Source organism: Pantoea sp. X-Soil-ISGK-259 (assembly GCF_059730705.1).
In genome coordinates this window covers 2,922,358-2,937,255 of sequence record NZ_AP035986.1, presented here as the reverse complement: position 1 = coordinate 2,937,255, position 14,898 = coordinate 2,922,358, and the positions used below count along the sequence as shown (strand labels likewise).

Here is a 14,898-nt window from a genome sequence, read left to right as displayed (position 1 = left end):
CAGCGTACAGGCAGCATTGAATAGGACGGCTCTATAGTAATCAGTTTGCGCGGGGCGTGAAGAGGGGAATAGAGGTTTTTTTCTGTTTCAGTTTTTAAGATGAAATGGCCCTTCCCGGTGAGCCGGGAAGGGCGCAGGCCTTAAACAGGCTTGAGTAATGCTTCAGCATGGCTGACGATATTCTCAACCGTGAAGCCAAACTCTGCGAACAGCTGGCTGGCAGGGGCGGACTCACCAAAGGTGGTCATCCCGACAATTGCACCATCCAGACCGACATACTTGAACCAGTAGTCAGCAATACCTGCTTCGACTGCCACACGCGCTTTCACGCCGCTCGGCAGAACCGATTCGCGGTAAGCGGCATCCTGCGCATCAAACAGGTCAGTTGAAGGCAGTGAAACCACCCGCACCTTGTGGCCGCCCGTGGTGAGTTTTTCTGCTGCACCCAGCGTGATTTCAATCTCAGAACCGGTGGCGATCAGAATAACGTCTGGCGTGCCGTCGCAATCCTTCAGCACGTAGCCGCCGCGTTTGATATTTTCGATCTGCTCCGGCGTACGTTCCGGCTGCAGCAGGTTCTGACGGGAGAGGATCAGCGCGGTTGGACCGTGATGGCGCTCAATAGCCGCTTTCCACGCCACCGCCGTTTCCACCTGGTCACAAGGACGCCATACGCTCATGTTTGGCGTCAGACGCAGGCTGGCGATCTGCTCAACCGGCTGGTGCGTCGGGCCATCTTCGCCCAGACCGATGGAGTCATGGGTGTAGACCAGAATCTGACGCGCCTTCATTAATGCCGCCATACGCGCGGCGTTTCGCGCATATTCCACAAACATCAGGAAGGTGGCAGTGTAAGGAACGAAACCGCCGTGGTGCGCGATACCGTTACCAATCGCCGTCATGCCAAATTCACGTACGCCGTAGTGAATGTAGTTACCGGCCGGATCCTCTTTGATCGATTTGGAGCCTGACCAGATAGTGAGGTTACTCGGTGCCAAATCGGCCGAGCCGCCAAGGAATTCCGGCAGCATTTTACCGTAGGCTTCCAGCGAATTTTGTGACGCTTTGCGGCTGGCGATTTTCTGCGGATTAGCCTGCAGTTCCTGAATGAAACGGGCTGCTTCAGTTTCCCAGTTGGCCGGCATTTCGCCATTCATGCGGCGTTCATACTCTTTCGCCAGCTCAGGATAGGCTGCTTTGTAAGCGGCAAATTTCGCATCCCAGGCTTTTTCACGTTCAGCACCCGCCGCTTTAGCATCCCACTGCTGGTAGATTTCAGCCGGGATTTCAAACGCCGGGTAGTTCCAGCCCAGTTGCTTACGGGTCAGGGCAACTTCAGCCTCACCCAGCGCTGCGCCGTGCGACTCCTCTTTACCGGCTTTGTTCGGTGACCCGAAACCGATAATGGTGCGGCAGATAATCAGTGAAGGCTTATCGGTAACGCTCTGTGCTTCTTTAATGGCGTCACGAATAGCGTCAGCGTCATGTCCGTCGATGTCGCCAATCACATGCCAGTTGTAGGACTCAAAGCGTTTGTGGGTGTCGTCGGTAAACCAGCCTTCGGTCTCGCCATCGATTGAAATACCGTTATGGTCGTAGAAGCCAATCAGTTTACCCAGGCCCAGGGTGCCCGCCAGTGAACAGACTTCGTGCGAGATCCCTTCCATCAGACAGCCATCGCCCATAAACACATAGGTGTGGTGATCGACGATGTCATGGTCCGGACGGTTAAACTGCGCGGCCAGCGTGCGTTCTGCAATCGCCAGACCCACGGCATTAGCCAGTCCCTGACCCAGCGGGCCGGTGGTGGTTTCAACGCCTGGGGTATAGCCAATTTCCGGGTGACCTGGCGTTTTAGAGTGCAGCTGGCGGAAATTTTTCAACTCTTCAATTGGCAGGTCATAGCCGCTGAGGTGAAGCAGGCTATAAAGCAGCATGGAGCCGTGGCCGTTGGAGAGGATAAAGCGGTCGCGATCAAGCCAGGCGGGATTGGTCGGATTATGCTGGAGGAAGTCGCGCCACAACACTTCGGCGATATCGGCCATACCCATCGGCGCACCGGGGTGGCCTGAATTTGCCTTCTGGACGGCATCCATGCTCAGTGCACGGATCGCGTTTGCCAACTCTCTGCGTGAGGACATACAGTTCTCCCTTGTTATGCATCAGGGCGGGAATGTCCCGCCCGATTAAAATGAGGACTACAGGCGTGCGGCGAGCACATCTTCCAGTTTCTGCTGGTCAACCGCGAACTGGCGGATGCCGTCAGAGAGTTTCTCAACGGCCATCGGGTCCTGGTTATGTTCCCAGCGGAACTCCGCTTCGGAGAGCGGCGATGGCTGATGGAAGCCTTCTGTGGAGGGCTCCAGTTTGCGCTCCAGCGGCGCATCACTGTTCTGCATCTCTTCCAGCAGGTTAGGGGAGATCGTCAGGCGATCGCAGCCCGCCAGCGCGATAATCTGCTCCACTTTACGGAAGCTGGCACCCATGATGATGGTGCTGTAACGGTGCTTTTTGTAGTAATCGTAAATGCGACGCACAGACTTCACGCCGGGATCTTCATCCGCCACATAGGGTTCCATCGGCTTGCGTGAGTTGTACCAGTCGTAGATGCGGCCAACAAACGGGGAGATCAGGAACACGCCCGCTTCGGCACAGGCACGCGCCTGGGCAAAGGAGAAGAGCAGTGTCAGGTTGCACTTAATGCCGTTTTTCTCCAGCTCTTCTGCTGCACGGATACCTTCCCAGGTCGACGCCAGCTTAATCAGTACGCGAGAGCGGTCGATACCGTGCTCTTCATACATCCGAATCAGTTTTTCTGCTTTGGTGACACACATGCCACGATCGAAGGAGAGGCGCGCATCCACTTCGGTCGAAACACGGCCCGGTATGCTCTTCAGGATTTCCATACCGAGGTTGATCGCCACTTTGTCGCTGGCATTAATAATCTGGGTCTCTTTGCTGCCACCCTGTTTTTTGGCGTACTCAATCGCGTCATCCATCAGGTGTTTATACCCTTCGAGACCGGACGCTTTCAGAATGAGTGAGGGGTTGGTGGTAGCGTCTTCCGGATGGTAATTACGAATCGATTCGATATCACCACTGTCCGCCACCACGGTGGTGAACTGTTTTAGGGCTTCTAACTGATTCATCTCTAAACTCCTTGAAAAGAAAAATGAAAGCGAACAGGGAGCACCTCAGGCCTCGCAGCCGGTCTGTGGCATGTTCTGCTACCGGTAACGCGAACCCATAACATTGCAACAGAGACTTTCTGATGGAAATGCGGTTTCTCTGATTGTTGCGCTGCGAGGCGGTGCGAAGGAGCCGTCATGCGGTTTTTACCGTGGGATGCGCCATATTCCATCTGTAAGCATAGCAGTCACGCGGAATGACGCAGGCTGCACTGTAGCAATCCGTGCCCTGTAAAAAAGAATAAACCGATCAGGAGAGAGGTAAGCGCAGCGCGGGGGCAGGCTCGCGCTGCAGCGGCAGAAGAAATCAGACGGGCAGGTTCAGCCAGTTTTTCACCGGCAGGAAATCGCGATAGAGAGCCGCTTCAGGAGAGCCGGCCTCGGGCTGGTAATCATATTCCCAGCGCACCAGCGGTGGCATCGACATCAGGATCGATTCTGTGCGGCCACCGGTCTGCAGGCCAAACAGCGTGCCACGGTCCCACACCAGATTAAACTCCACATAGCGACCACGGCGGTAGAGCTGGAACTGGCGCTCACGATCGCCCCAAGGATGATCTTTACGGCGCGCCACAATGGGCCGATAAGCATCGATAAAGCCGCGGCCTACCGACTGCATAAAGCTGAAGCTCTGCTCAAAGTCGGGCGTATTGAGATCGTCAAAAAAGAGACCGCCAATGCCGCGCTGCTCATCACGATGCTTCAGATAAAAATAGTCGTCGCACCATTTTTTGTAGCGTGGATAAACATCTTCACCAAAAGGCTGACAAATGTTTGCTGCAGTCTGATGCCAGTGCAGCGCATCTTCTTCGAAGCCATAAAAGGGGGTCAGGTCAAAGCCGCCGCCAAACCACCAGACTGGATCGGCACCCGGTTTCTCGGCGATGAAGAAGCGCACGTTGGCGTGACTGGTGGGCACATAGGGATTGTTCGGGTGGATCACCAGAGAGACCCCCATCGCTTCAAAGCTACGACCCGCCAGCTCTGGCCGGTGCGCGGTCGCTGATGCTGGCATCTGATCGCCATGCACATGCGAAAAGTTGACGCCTGCCTGCTCAAACACCGCGCCATTGCGCAGGACGCGGCTCTGACCGCCGCCGCCGCCAGGACGCTGCCAGCTATCCTCGGCAAACTGTGCGCCGCCATCTTCAGCTGCCAGCTGGTTACAAATCTCATCCTGCAGTGCGAGCAGGAATGCTTTTACGCGTGAAATATCAGCCATCTTTTCGCTTATCGTTTGTCAAAGTCTGACGCGATTATACGCAAAACCGCGCCGCTTGCATGAGTACGGCGAGTGCCCGGACCTAAACCCGCTACCCACATCAGGCGTTGCGGCGGTCAAACTCATCAAAGTAATTGACGATGCCGCTGGCAATTGCAGAGGCAATTTTCTGGCGAAACGCCGTCGTGCCGAGTAATTGCTCTTCGCGCGGATTGGTAATAAAGGAAGTCTCAACCAGCACGGAGGGGATCGACGGTGACTTGAGTACCGCAAAGGCCGCCTGCTCGGTGTGCTGGCTATGAAGATGATGCACCGGTCGGATCTGGTCCAGTACGTGCTTGCCCAGTGTCAGGCTGTTCTTGATGGTATCAGTCTGCACCAGGTCGAACAGGATCTGCTGCAGATAGTGATCCTGCTGCTGCGCTTTCACGCCGCCCAGTTTGTCTGCATCGTTCTCCCGCTGTGACAGGTAACGCGCCATGGAGCTGCTGGCCCCACGATTAGAGAGCGCAAATACGGAGGCGCCACTGGCGTCGGGGCTGGTAAAGCCGTCGGCATGAATCGACATAAAGAGATCGGCGCCGTGCTGATGCGCGATCTCGACGCGCTGATAGAGCGGGATAAAATGGTCGCTGTCGCGGGTCAGGCGCACTTCAATGCGCGGATGGCTCTGGAGCTGGCGCTGCACGTTGCCAGCGATCTCCAGCACGATGTGTTTCTCTTCTGAACCCTCTTCGCCAACAGCACCGGAGTCGATGCCACCGTGGCCAGGATCGATCATGACGATGCGTTTGCCGTTTTTCGCTGGTGGAGCCGGGCGCGTATGAGGATTTGCTCCGGTGAGGGTTTTTTCTTTAGCCTGAACCGCACGCGGCGTTAAAATGGCTAGCGCCAGCCCGGAAAGCAGTAACTGACGACGATGAATCAAACGTTTAAGCAGGTGCATGTGGGGGTCCGGTAACAGGAATCTTGCCGGTGTTATAGCCTAAGCCTCTGCTGCCTGCGATCACAGAACCATTTCAGGGCATTACTTTGTATTGCAGGTCGCGAACAGGAAATTTGCGCTTTTTTATTTGTCCCTCGCCATGGAGGGTTGCGTGCAGCAGAGAATGCGTGATAATCAGCAAATTGTGCTTATTTGCAGGTAAAGAAGATGGAAATCCGCGCCTTCCGCCAGGAAGATTTTGAAGAAGTGATCACCTTATGGGAACGTTGCGATTTGTTACGGCCATGGAACGATCCGGAGCTGGATATCGAACGCAAAATGAATCACGACCCCGATCTCTTTCTGGTCGCTGAAGTGGGCGGTGTCGTCGTTGGCACGCTGATGGGCGGTTACGATGGTCACCGTGGCGCGGCGTATTACCTGGCGGTGCATCCTGACTATCAGGGACGCGGCTTCGCGAATGCGCTGATGAACCGTCTGGAGAAAAAGCTGATCGCGCGAGGCTGTCCGAAACTGCATCTGATGATCCGTGAAGAGAACGATCAGGTGGTGGCGTTTTATGAGAAGCTCGATTATGAGCCGGTTGATGCGCTGCTGTTTGGTAAGCGTCTGATTGAAGATCGTGAATACTAATCCGTTGCCTGGCTATCAGCCGGACGAATACGACGCGAAAGGGCAGCTACGGCTGCCGTTTCTTTTTTGGCTAATCCTGTTGCTTCAGGCCCGAACCTGGCTGCTGCTGGCGATGGCTGGCGCGTCACGGCAACAGGGCAACGATCTGCTGGCGCTGTTCTATCCGGATCGTCAGGCGTTCTGGATTGGACTGGCGCTGGGTTTACCCGCGCTGGCGGGCCTGCTGCTGACCGGCTATCGCACGCGCCTGCCGCGACTCTGGCAGCACTGGCGCAGCGTACTGGCGCTGTCGCTGTTGGTGAATCTCCTCTGGCAGGGCTGGCAGTTTGTGCAGGGTGATCTGCTCAGCTCACCGCTGCCCTTGTTGCTGACGCTGTTCGACCTGCTGGCGTTGATCTGGCTGCAGTTTAATCGCCGCTGCCGCGACTGCTTTCTGCCCGAACACCATCTCAACTAAACTTTTTGTCGCTTTGCGACTCCAATCATTTCCGCCTTTCCGGCATCGTATTTACAGGAGTTCTCATGAAAGCTGTTCGTTCCACGCTACTGATCGCCGCCGTTGCACTGAGCGGCTGTGCCAGTTCGGGTTCCGGCGCTGACAGCAGCCAGCAGGCAAGCTGGTGGAATCCGCTGACGTATCACTGGTCTTCTGCGCTGCCATGGAACTGGTTTGGTTCCACGCTGACCGCGACTGAACAGGGCGTGGGTGGGTTAACCGCCTCGACCGCCATGAAAGAGGACGCGATCAGTGCCGGACTGAACGGTGACTATTCGCTGCGACAGGGCATGCGTAGCGAGAATGGTCAGGTGATTTCATTCTGGCAGGCGCTGAATGATGGCAAAGTTAAGCTGGTAATTTATGGAGAGTCGCAGGTCGATCGTATCGAGGTCATGGATAGCGCGATCGCCAGCAGCGACGGCAGCAAAGTGGGTGATGCCTTCAGTAATAAGTTCAGCAAAGCCTTCGACAACTGCACCTTAGCCAGCGGCCCCGACGCGCGTGACGTGGCGTGCCGTGCGCCAGGCAGTCAGCATCTGACTTATGTCTATCATGGCGACTGGCACGGGCCGGAAGGATTGATGCCTTCTGACGATACCCTGAAAAACTGGAAAATCAGCAAGATTGTCTGGCAGCGTTAAGCCAGCCTTATCAGCGCGCCGCCCCCTGGCGGCCGCTGAACAGCTCAGAACCCCTGCCAGCCCACGCTGCACGCGGTTCCATCTCCCCATCGGCTTTTGCTGATTTGTGCATAAACTCTGCCGCCGTCTTATGCTTTTTTCGACTTTGAAATCATTAAACGATATATAAAACCGTTACTGGTTTTCACTGAGTTATAAATAAACTGATGCCTCAGCGGGTGAGATCCGCATCAAACTTTTTCAGGGTGCCAAATGACATTACAAGCGATGAAAAAAATCGTGAGCGGTATCGCGTTGTCGCTGAGCCTTGCTGGCGCAGCCAACGCCACTGAACTTCTTAATAGCTCTTACGATGTGTCGCGGGAGCTGTTTGTTGCCCTGAATGCTCCGTTTGTTAAACAGTGGGATGCCACACATCCAGGCGATCCGCTCACTATCAAGATGTCACATGCCGGTTCATCAAAACAGGCGCTGGCTATCCTGCAGGGACTGCGCGCGGATGTGGTGACCTACAATCAGGTGACGGATGTGCAGGTGCTGCACGATAAAGGCAATCTGATTGCTGCAGACTGGAAAAGCCGTCTGCCGAACAACAGCTCACCTTTCTACTCCACCATGGCGTTTCTGGTGCGCAAAGGAAATCCAAAGCAGATTCATGACTGGTCAGATCTGACCCGCAGCGATGTAAAGCTGATTTTCCCGAATCCGAAAACGTCCGGTAATGGCCGCTACACCTATCTGGCCGCCTGGGGCGCAGCGGACAAAGCTGATGGCGGCGATCAGGCCAAAACGCAGGCCTTTATGACGCAGTTCCTGAAAAACGTGGAAGTGTTTGATACCGGTGGTCGTGGCGCGACGACGACTTTTGCTGAGCGCGGTCTGGGCGACGTCCTGATTAGCTTTGAGTCGGAAGTGAATAACATCCGTAACCAGTACGGCAAAGATGAATATGAAGTCGTGGTGCCGAAAACCAATATTCTGGCGGAGTTTCCGGTGGCGTGGGTGGATAAGAACGTCGCCACCAACAAAACCGCAGATGCGGCCAGCGCATACCTGAACTATCTCTACACCCCAGAAGCGCAGAATATTATTACGCACTACTACTATCGCGTGAATAATCCACAGCTGATGGCAGCGCAGAAAGATCGCTTTCCGCAGACCAGCCTGTTCCGGGTGGAAGATGCCTTTGGCGGCTGGGACAAGGTAATGAAAACGCACTTTGTCAGCGGCGGTGAGCTCGATAAATTGTTAGCGGCGGGGCGCGGATAATGTTTGCAGCCAGCCATAAACGCGTATTGCCCGGCTTTGGTCTCAGCCTTGGCACCAGCCTGCTCTTTACCTGCCTGATTCTGCTGCTGCCGATCAGCGCGGTGATCATGCAGCTGTCGCAGATGACGCTGCAGCAGTACTGGGATGTGGTGACTAATCCGCAGCTGATTGCCGCCTATAAAGTGACGCTGCTCTCTGCCGGTGTTGCGTCACTATTTAATGCCGTGTTCGGCATGCTAATGGCGTGGATTCTGACCCGTTATCGCTTCCCGGGCCGTGCGTTGCTGGACGGTCTGATGGATCTGCCCTTTGCACTGCCTACCGCCGTAGCAGGTCTCACCCTGGCCGGACTCTTTTCGGTCAACGGCTGGTACGGACAGTGGTTCGCCCATTTCGACATCAAAATTTCCTACACATGGATTGGTATCGCCATTGCCATGGCCTTTACCAGCATTCCGTTTGTGGTACGAACCGTACAGCCGGTGCTTGAAGAGTTAGGCCCGGAATATGAAGAGGCCGCCGAAACCCTGGGTGCTACGCCGTGGCAGAGCTTCCGCCGCGTGGTGCTGCCAGAGGTGGCCCCTGCGCTGCTGGCCGGTACGGCACTCTCCTTTACGCGCAGCCTGGGTGAGTTTGGTGCGGTGATTTTCATTGCCGGTAACATCGCCTGGAAAACCGAAGTGACCTCCCTGATGATTTTTGTCCGGCTGCAGGAGTTCGACTATCCGGCGGCCAGCGCCATCGCCTCGGTGATCCTGACGGCCTCGCTGATTCTGTTATTCGCCATTAACACATTACAGAGCCGCTTTGGCCGTCGTCTGGGAGGTCACTAATGGCTGAGGTTTCACAACTTAATCACGCGGCGCGTCAGCCGGTGAACTGGGGCAAGTGGCTGCTGATTGGTACTGGCGTACTGATTTCTGTTCTGCTGCTGGTGGTGCCGATGGCCTCCATCTTCTGGGAGGCGCTCAATCAGGGCCTGATCGTGGCGCTCAGCAATCTGGCCGACCCGGACATGCTGCACGCTATCTGGCTGACTGTCATGGTGGCACTGATTACCGTTCCGGTTAACCTGGTATTCGGCACGCTGCTTGCCTGGCTGGTCACGCGCTTTACCTTTCCGGGACGTCAGCTGCTGCTGACCCTGTTCGATATTCCTTTTGCCGTGTCGCCGGTTGTCGCCGGTCTGATGTACCTGCTGTTCTGGGGCGTGAATGGTCCGGCAGGCGGCTGGCTGGATGCGCATAACATCCAGATTATGTTTGCCTGGCCGGGTATGGTGCTGGCGACGGTGTTTGTGACCTGTCCGTTTGTGGTCCGCGAACTGGTTCCGGTGATGCTGAGTCAGGGCAGTCATGAAGATGAAGCGGCGGTGTTGTTAGGCGCCTCTGGCTGGCAGATGTTCCGTCGTGTGACGCTGCCGAACATACGCTGGGCGCTGCTGTACGGCATCGTGCTGACCAACGCCCGTGCGATTGGTGAATTTGGTGCGGTCTCGGTGGTCTCGGGATCGATTCGCGGTGAGACCTATACGTTACCGCTTCAGGTTGAATTATTGCATCAGGACTACAACACCGTTGGCGCGTTCACCGCAGCCGCACTGTTAACCCTGATGGCAATTGTGACGCTGTTTCTGAAAAGCATTGTGCAGTGGCGTTTAGAGCAACAGCACAAACGCCTGCAACAGGAGGGAAATCATGAGCATTGAGATTAACAAGATCAACAAGTCCTTTGGTCGCACCTCGGTGCTGAACGATATCTCTCTGGATATTGCCTCGGGTGAAATGGTGGCGCTGCTTGGCCCATCAGGCTCGGGTAAAACCACGCTGCTGCGTATTATCGCCGGGCTGGAGCATCAGAACAGCGGTCAGATCCGTTTTCATGGCAACGATGTCAGCCGCCTGCATGCGCGCGACCGTCAGGTCGGTTTTGTGTTTCAGCACTATGCGCTGTTCCGTCATATGACGGTGTTCGACAACATCGCCTTTGGCCTGACCGTCCTGCCGCGTCGTGAACGTCCTTCAATGGCGGAGATCAAACAACGTGTCACCCGTTTGCTGGAGATGGTGCAGCTGGCCCATCTGGCGAATCGCTTCCCGGCACAGCTGTCGGGCGGCCAGAAACAGCGTGTGGCCTTGGCGCGTGCATTAGCGGTTGAACCTCAGATTCTGCTGCTGGATGAACCCTTTGGCGCGCTGGATGCTCAGGTACGTAAAGAGCTGCGCCGCTGGCTGCGTCAGCTGCATGAAGAGATTAAATTCACCAGTGTGTTTGTGACCCATGACCAGGAAGAGGCGATGGAAGTCGCCGATCGCGTGGTGGTGATGAGCCAGGGCAACATCGAACAGGTCGGCACGCCAGATGATGTGTGGCGCGATCCGGCAACCCGCTTTGTGCTGGAGTTCCTGGGTGAAGTGAATCGCTTTGATGGCGAAATTCAGGGATCGCAGTTCCACGTGGGCGCGCATCACTGGCCGCTGGGCTATACCTCGGCACATCAGGGCGCCGTGGAGCTGTTCCTGCGTCCGTGGGAAATCGACGTGTCACGCCGCAGCAGTCTGGAAACCCCGTTACCGGTGCAGGTGCTGGAAGTGAGCCCGCGTGGCCACTTCTGGCAGCTGGTGGTGCAGCCTGCTGGCTGGCAGAGCGAGCCGTTCTCGCTGGTGTTTGAAGGTGATCAGACGGCCCCGATTCGTGGCGAGCGTCTCTTCGTAGGCCTGCAGCAGGCGCGCCTCTATAAAGGTGACACACCGTTGCGCCCGGTTGCCTTTGCACAAAGCGCCTGATATTTTCTCATCAACAACGGGCGGGAGTGTGACTCCCGCCTTTTTTTCGCCTCTCGTTTGTAACAGGCCAGGAAGCAGACCGTGACGACTCTTGAAAATACCATCGGCAATACCCCGCTGATTAAGTTGCAGCGCCTGACGCCTGCCAACGGCAGTGAGGTCTGGCTCAAACTGGAAGGTAATAATCCGGCGGGTTCGGTAAAAGATCGCGCAGCCTGGTCGATGATCAATCAGGCAGAGCTGCGCGGTGACATTTCACCCGGCGATCAGCTGATTGAAGCCACCAGCGGCAATACCGGCATTGCACTGGCGATGATCGCAGCGATGAAAGGCTATCGTCTTCGCCTGCTGATGCCAGACAACATGAGTCAGGAGCGGCAGGATGCGATGCGTGCCTACGGCGCGGAGCTGATTCTGGTGCCGCGAGAGCAGGGCATGGAAGGCGCACGCGATCTGGCGCAGGCAATGGCCGCGCGTGGTGAAGGGCGGGTGCTGGATCAGTTCAATAATCCTGATAACCCGCTGGGCCATTATCAGACGACCGGGCCAGAGTTGTGGCAGCAGTCGAATCAGCGCATGACCCATTTTGTCTCCAGCATGGGCACGACCGGCACCATCACCGGCGTAGGGCGTTACCTGAAAGAGAACAACACGGGCGTGAAGGTGATCGGTTTACAGCCGAGTGAAGGCAGCAGCATTCCGGGCATTCGCCGCTGGCCACTGGCCTATCTGCCGGGCATCTACCGTCCCGATCTGGTGGATGATGTGATGGATATGGCGCAGAAAGAAGCGGAAGAAACGATGCGGGCGCTGGCACGCCGTGAAGGTATTTTTTGTGGCGTCAGTTCAGGCGGCGCGGTTGCGGGGGCGCTGCGCATTGCGCAGGCTAATCCGGGCAGCGTGGTGGTGGCGATCGCCTGCGATCGCGGCGATCGCTATCTCTCTACCGGACTCTATCATCAGTAATCTTTGCTGATGCGGGAACCCAGCCTGTGCGCAGCGTTTGCTGCCCACAGGCTTTTTTTAACAGTATTTCACGCGCCAGATAGACTGAATCTGTAAGGATCGCGTAAATCAGGCTGCACGAACGCCCGGTACAGGACAAAATAGCGCCAATTCTGTCGAGAGATAAACATGAAAATTTTGCTTGTTGATGATGACGTTGAATTAGGCACGATGCTAAGCCAGTACCTGATCGCCGAGGGGTTCGATGCGCAGCTGGTTCTGACCGGCAGCGCCGGCATTCAGGGCGCGCTATCAGGTGAGTTCACCGCCATGATTCTGGACATTATGCTGCCCGACATGAGCGGTATTGATGTACTGCGGCAGGTACGCCAGAACAGCCGGATTCCGGTGATTATGCTGACCGCCAAAGGCGATAACATTGATCGGGTGATCGGTCTGGAGATGGGTGCAGATGACTATATGCCAAAGCCCTGCTATCCCCGGGAACTGGTGGCCCGCCTGCGCGCCGTATTGCGTCGTTTCGAAGAGCAGGTTCCGCAACCTGATGCCAGAGAGCCGCTGCGCTGGGGCGAGCTGACGCTGAATCCGGCTACCCGCATGAGTGAATGGCAGGGGCGAGCCTTCGATCTGACGGCATCGGAATTTAACCTGCTGGATTTACTGCTGCGCGCCCCGGATCGGGTGGTGTCGAAAGATGAGCTCTCTGAGAAGGGGCTGGGTCGTCCGCGTGAAGCCTATGACCGCAGTGTCGATGTGCATATCAGCAATATCCGTCAGAAGCTCAGTGCATTAACTGCTGACAGCATCAACATTGAAACCGTTCGCAGCATCGGTTACCGCATTCGATGAAACAGAGTTACCGTGGACGCATGTTCTGGAAGATTTTTATCGGCTTCTGGATTGTTTTTGTCATCATGAGTCAGCTTATCTGGCTGGGTTTTACGCTCTCCGGTAAACGTCACGAACCGCCTGAAATTGTGGCTATCCGGCGCATTGTCGATCTGCAGATGACTTCTGCTGCATCGGTGCTGGCGCGCAGCGGGCCCGACGCGCTGAATGCGATGCTGTCGGACTGGGATAACAGCGATCGACAGTTTTTCCATGTGACGCAGCAGGCAAAATCGCCACAATCACAAAACAGCGGCAATCTGGATTATGTGGGGCGTCTTCCTGAAGAGGTGGTGCGCTGGGTTCAGGGTGCTGATGGCAAAGAGTATCAGCTGCGTTACGACCTGGATGGCATGCGCAAAGACAGCATGCATAATCTGATGCCACGCAAATTTCTGAATATTCCTGAGCCGATTTTCATCTTTGCCGGTTCGGTGGGATTGCTGTTCAGCCTGTTGCTGGCCTGGAATCTGACGCGGCCTATGCGTCAGCTGTGTGAGGGATTTTCCCGCGTCGCCGAGGGTGATTTACGTGTGCGGCTATTCCCGATCATGCGAAAGCGCCACGACGAGATCTCAAACGTTGCAGAAGCCTTTGATGCCATGGTCGAGCGGCTGGACACCCTGGTGCGCGCCCGTGAAGAGCTACTGCACGATATCTCGCATGAGCTTCGTTCACCGCTGGCACGACTTCAGCTGGCTACCGGACTGGCCAGACAGACGCCAGAGAGCGTAAACAGTTCGCTTGATCGCATTGATGAAGAGGCGCGTCGGCTGGACAAGATGATTGGCGAACTGCTGACGCTGTCGCGGGCCGAGCATGAAAGCATTCCGGATGAGCAATATTTTGACCTGACTGGTTTACTGGAGGCAGTCCTTACTGATGTCCGTTATGAAGCGCAGATTCCCGGTGTGCAGGTTGAGCTGCATGTCGATGCCGAGGCTGATTACACCGTGCGAGGCAATGCCGAGCTGATACGGCGCGGCGTAGAGAACGTGTTACGTAACGCGCTGCGTTTCTCTCTGCCAGGACAGCGGATTGAGGTGCATTTGCGCGCAGAAGCGCAGTGGCTGGCAATTCAGGTGTGCGATCAGGGGCCGGGTGTCGACGAGGATAAACTCTCCAGCATCTTTGACCCGTTTGTGCGGGTAAATTCGCCGCTGATGGGTAAAGGGTATGGTCTGGGTCTGGCTATCGTGCGCAAGGTCGTACTGGCGCATCATGGTGAGGTTGATGCCCGGAACCGGCCAGAAGGTGGACTTGAACTGACGCTGCGTCTGCCACACTGGCAGCCCTGAAAAGGTGTATTGCAGAAACGATAACGGCACCCGCAGGTGCCGTTATGATATCAACGCATACTTACTTTCTGATGCGAATCACCGGCGTTTCGCCGACGGTGACCTGGCCAGACAGCTTAATCAATTCCTTGATTTCATCCATGTTGGAGATAACAACCGGTGTCAGGGTTGATTTCGCTTTCTCTTCCAGCAATGGCAGATCGAACTCGATAACCACATCGCCTTTTTTGACCTTCTGGCCTTCTTCAGCGATGCGTTTGAAGCCTTCACCTTTCAGTTCTACCGTATCGATACCGAAGTGGACAAACAGCTCAATGCCGTTGTCTGATTCGATCGAAAAAGCGTGATTGGTTTCAAAAATCTTACCGATAGTGCCATCAACAGGCGCAACCATTTTGTTGCCGCTGGGTTTGATAGCAATACCGTCGCCCACGATTTTCTCTGCAAACACCACATCTGGTACGTCTTCAATATTCACGATTTCGCCTGACAGAGGCGCTACGATGTCAATTGTCCCAGCGCTATCCGTTTTTTCGCCAAAAAGTTTAGAAAACAAACCCAT

At 55.8% G+C, this 14,898-nt stretch carries 15 protein-coding genes; 10 read left to right on the top strand and 5 right to left on the bottom strand.

The window, feature by feature from the left end; translation table 11 throughout:
- Positions 1-140: 140 nt before the first annotated feature.
- The 4 genes from tkt to amiA form a co-directional block, all read right to left on the bottom strand.
- Positions 141-2,141, bottom strand: a complete 2,001-nt coding sequence (gene tkt / locus AC6I77_RS13920) for a transketolase (RefSeq protein ID WP_008926536.1) — start codon at positions 2,139-2,141, stop codon at positions 141-143.
- 57 nt (positions 2,142-2,198) lie between these two features.
- A complete protein-coding gene (tal, locus tag AC6I77_RS13915) occupies positions 2,199-3,149 on the bottom strand; it encodes a transaldolase (RefSeq protein WP_003848827.1) in 951 nt (316 codons plus the stop codon).
- A 346-nt stretch (positions 3,150-3,495) separates the two neighbouring features.
- Positions 3,496-4,410: an oxygen-dependent coproporphyrinogen oxidase gene (hemF, locus tag AC6I77_RS13910; protein ID WP_105098929.1), complete on the bottom strand. Its 915-nt coding sequence runs from the start codon at positions 4,408-4,410 to the stop codon at positions 3,496-3,498.
- A gap of 100 nt (positions 4,411-4,510) precedes the next feature.
- Complete coding sequence (gene amiA / locus AC6I77_RS13905; RefSeq protein WP_008926534.1) at positions 4,511-5,356, bottom strand: N-acetylmuramoyl-L-alanine amidase AmiA; 846 nt, start codon at positions 5,354-5,356, stop codon at positions 4,511-4,513.
- A gap of 207 nt (positions 5,357-5,563) precedes the next feature.
- Between amiA and AC6I77_RS13900 the strand changes: the two genes are divergently transcribed.
- The 10 genes from AC6I77_RS13900 (at position 5,564) to AC6I77_RS13855 (ending at position 14,336) form a co-directional block, all read left to right on the top strand.
- Positions 5,564-5,989 carry a GNAT family acetyltransferase gene (locus AC6I77_RS13900; RefSeq protein ID WP_003848834.1) on the top strand — a complete coding sequence of 142 codons (426 nt, stop codon included), beginning with the start codon at positions 5,564-5,566 and terminating at the stop codon, positions 5,987-5,989.
- Positions 5,979-6,446, top strand: a complete 468-nt coding sequence (locus AC6I77_RS13895) for a DUF2919 family protein (protein WP_003848836.1) — start codon at positions 5,979-5,981, stop codon at positions 6,444-6,446. The genes AC6I77_RS13900 and AC6I77_RS13895 overlap by 11 nt, the downstream gene beginning before the upstream one ends.
- Positions 6,447-6,511: 65 nt before the next feature.
- Positions 6,512-7,129, top strand: coding sequence for an RpoE-regulated lipoprotein (locus AC6I77_RS13890; protein WP_039659582.1), 618 nt, complete (start codon positions 6,512-6,514; stop codon positions 7,127-7,129).
- A gap of 252 nt (positions 7,130-7,381) precedes the next feature.
- Positions 7,382-8,398 carry a sulfate ABC transporter substrate-binding protein gene (locus AC6I77_RS13885; RefSeq protein ID WP_039659584.1) on the top strand — a complete coding sequence of 339 codons (1,017 nt, stop codon included), beginning with the start codon at positions 7,382-7,384 and terminating at the stop codon, positions 8,396-8,398.
- Complete coding sequence (gene cysT, locus AC6I77_RS13880) at positions 8,398-9,231, top strand: sulfate/thiosulfate ABC transporter permease CysT (protein WP_003848842.1); 834 nt, start codon at positions 8,398-8,400, stop codon at positions 9,229-9,231. Before AC6I77_RS13885 ends, cysT begins: the two co-directional genes overlap by 1 nt.
- The gene (cysW, locus tag AC6I77_RS13875) at positions 9,231-10,106 is read left to right on the top strand and encodes a sulfate/thiosulfate ABC transporter permease CysW (protein WP_008926532.1); all 876 of its coding nucleotides are present in this window, start codon (positions 9,231-9,233) and stop codon (positions 10,104-10,106) included. The genes cysT and cysW overlap by 1 nt, the downstream gene beginning before the upstream one ends.
- Entirely contained in the window at positions 10,096-11,184 is a 1,089-nt protein-coding gene (cysA, locus tag AC6I77_RS13870; RefSeq protein ID WP_039659586.1) for a sulfate/thiosulfate ABC transporter ATP-binding protein CysA, read from the top strand. Before cysW ends, cysA begins: the two co-directional genes overlap by 11 nt.
- A gap of 81 nt (positions 11,185-11,265) precedes the next feature.
- Positions 11,266-12,150: a cysteine synthase CysM gene (gene cysM, locus AC6I77_RS13865; protein ID WP_003848848.1), complete on the top strand. Its 885-nt coding sequence runs from the start codon at positions 11,266-11,268 to the stop codon at positions 12,148-12,150.
- Between the two features lie 168 nt (positions 12,151-12,318).
- Complete coding sequence (locus AC6I77_RS13860; RefSeq protein WP_003848852.1) at positions 12,319-12,999, top strand: response regulator transcription factor; 681 nt, start codon at positions 12,319-12,321, stop codon at positions 12,997-12,999.
- On the top strand, positions 12,996-14,336 hold the full coding sequence (locus tag AC6I77_RS13855) for an ATP-binding protein (RefSeq protein ID WP_003848854.1): 1,341 nt from the start codon (positions 12,996-12,998) through the stop codon (positions 14,334-14,336). Before AC6I77_RS13860 ends, AC6I77_RS13855 begins: the two co-directional genes overlap by 4 nt.
- Before the next feature lie 61 nt (positions 14,337-14,397).
- On the opposite strand, the gene crr is transcribed toward AC6I77_RS13855, so the two are convergent.
- On the bottom strand, positions 14,398-14,898 hold the full coding sequence (gene crr / locus AC6I77_RS13850; RefSeq protein WP_008926530.1) for a PTS glucose transporter subunit IIA: 501 nt from the start codon (positions 14,896-14,898) through the stop codon (positions 14,398-14,400).

Coding starts and splice junctions, on each gene's coding strand:
- tkt (WP_008926536.1), bottom strand. CDS start 2,141: ATGTCCTCACGCAGAGAGTTGGCAAACGCGATCCGTGCACTGAGCATG.
- tal (WP_003848827.1), bottom strand. CDS start 3,149: ATGAATCAGTTAGAAGCCCTAAAACAGTTCACCACCGTGGTGGCGGAC.
- hemF (WP_105098929.1), bottom strand. CDS start 4,410: ATGGCTGATATTTCACGCGTAAAAGCATTCCTGCTCGCACTGCAGGAT.
- amiA (WP_008926534.1), bottom strand. CDS start 5,356: ATGCACCTGCTTAAACGTTTGATTCATCGTCGTCAGTTACTGCTTTCC.
- AC6I77_RS13900 (WP_003848834.1), top strand. CDS start 5,564: ATGGAAATCCGCGCCTTCCGCCAGGAAGATTTTGAAGAAGTGATCACC.
- AC6I77_RS13890 (WP_039659582.1), top strand. CDS start 6,512: ATGAAAGCTGTTCGTTCCACGCTACTGATCGCCGCCGTTGCACTGAGC.
- AC6I77_RS13885 (WP_039659584.1), top strand. CDS start 7,382: ATGACATTACAAGCGATGAAAAAAATCGTGAGCGGTATCGCGTTGTCG.
- cysT (WP_003848842.1), top strand. CDS start 8,398: ATGTTTGCAGCCAGCCATAAACGCGTATTGCCCGGCTTTGGTCTCAGC.
- cysW (WP_008926532.1), top strand. CDS start 9,231: ATGGCTGAGGTTTCACAACTTAATCACGCGGCGCGTCAGCCGGTGAAC.
- cysA (WP_039659586.1), top strand. CDS start 10,096: ATGAGCATTGAGATTAACAAGATCAACAAGTCCTTTGGTCGCACCTCG.
- AC6I77_RS13860 (WP_003848852.1), top strand. CDS start 12,319: ATGAAAATTTTGCTTGTTGATGATGACGTTGAATTAGGCACGATGCTA.
- AC6I77_RS13855 (WP_003848854.1), top strand. CDS start 12,996: ATGAAACAGAGTTACCGTGGACGCATGTTCTGGAAGATTTTTATCGGC.
- crr (WP_008926530.1), bottom strand. CDS start 14,898: ATGGGTTTGTTTTCTAAACTTTTTGGCGAAAAAACGGATAGCGCTGGG.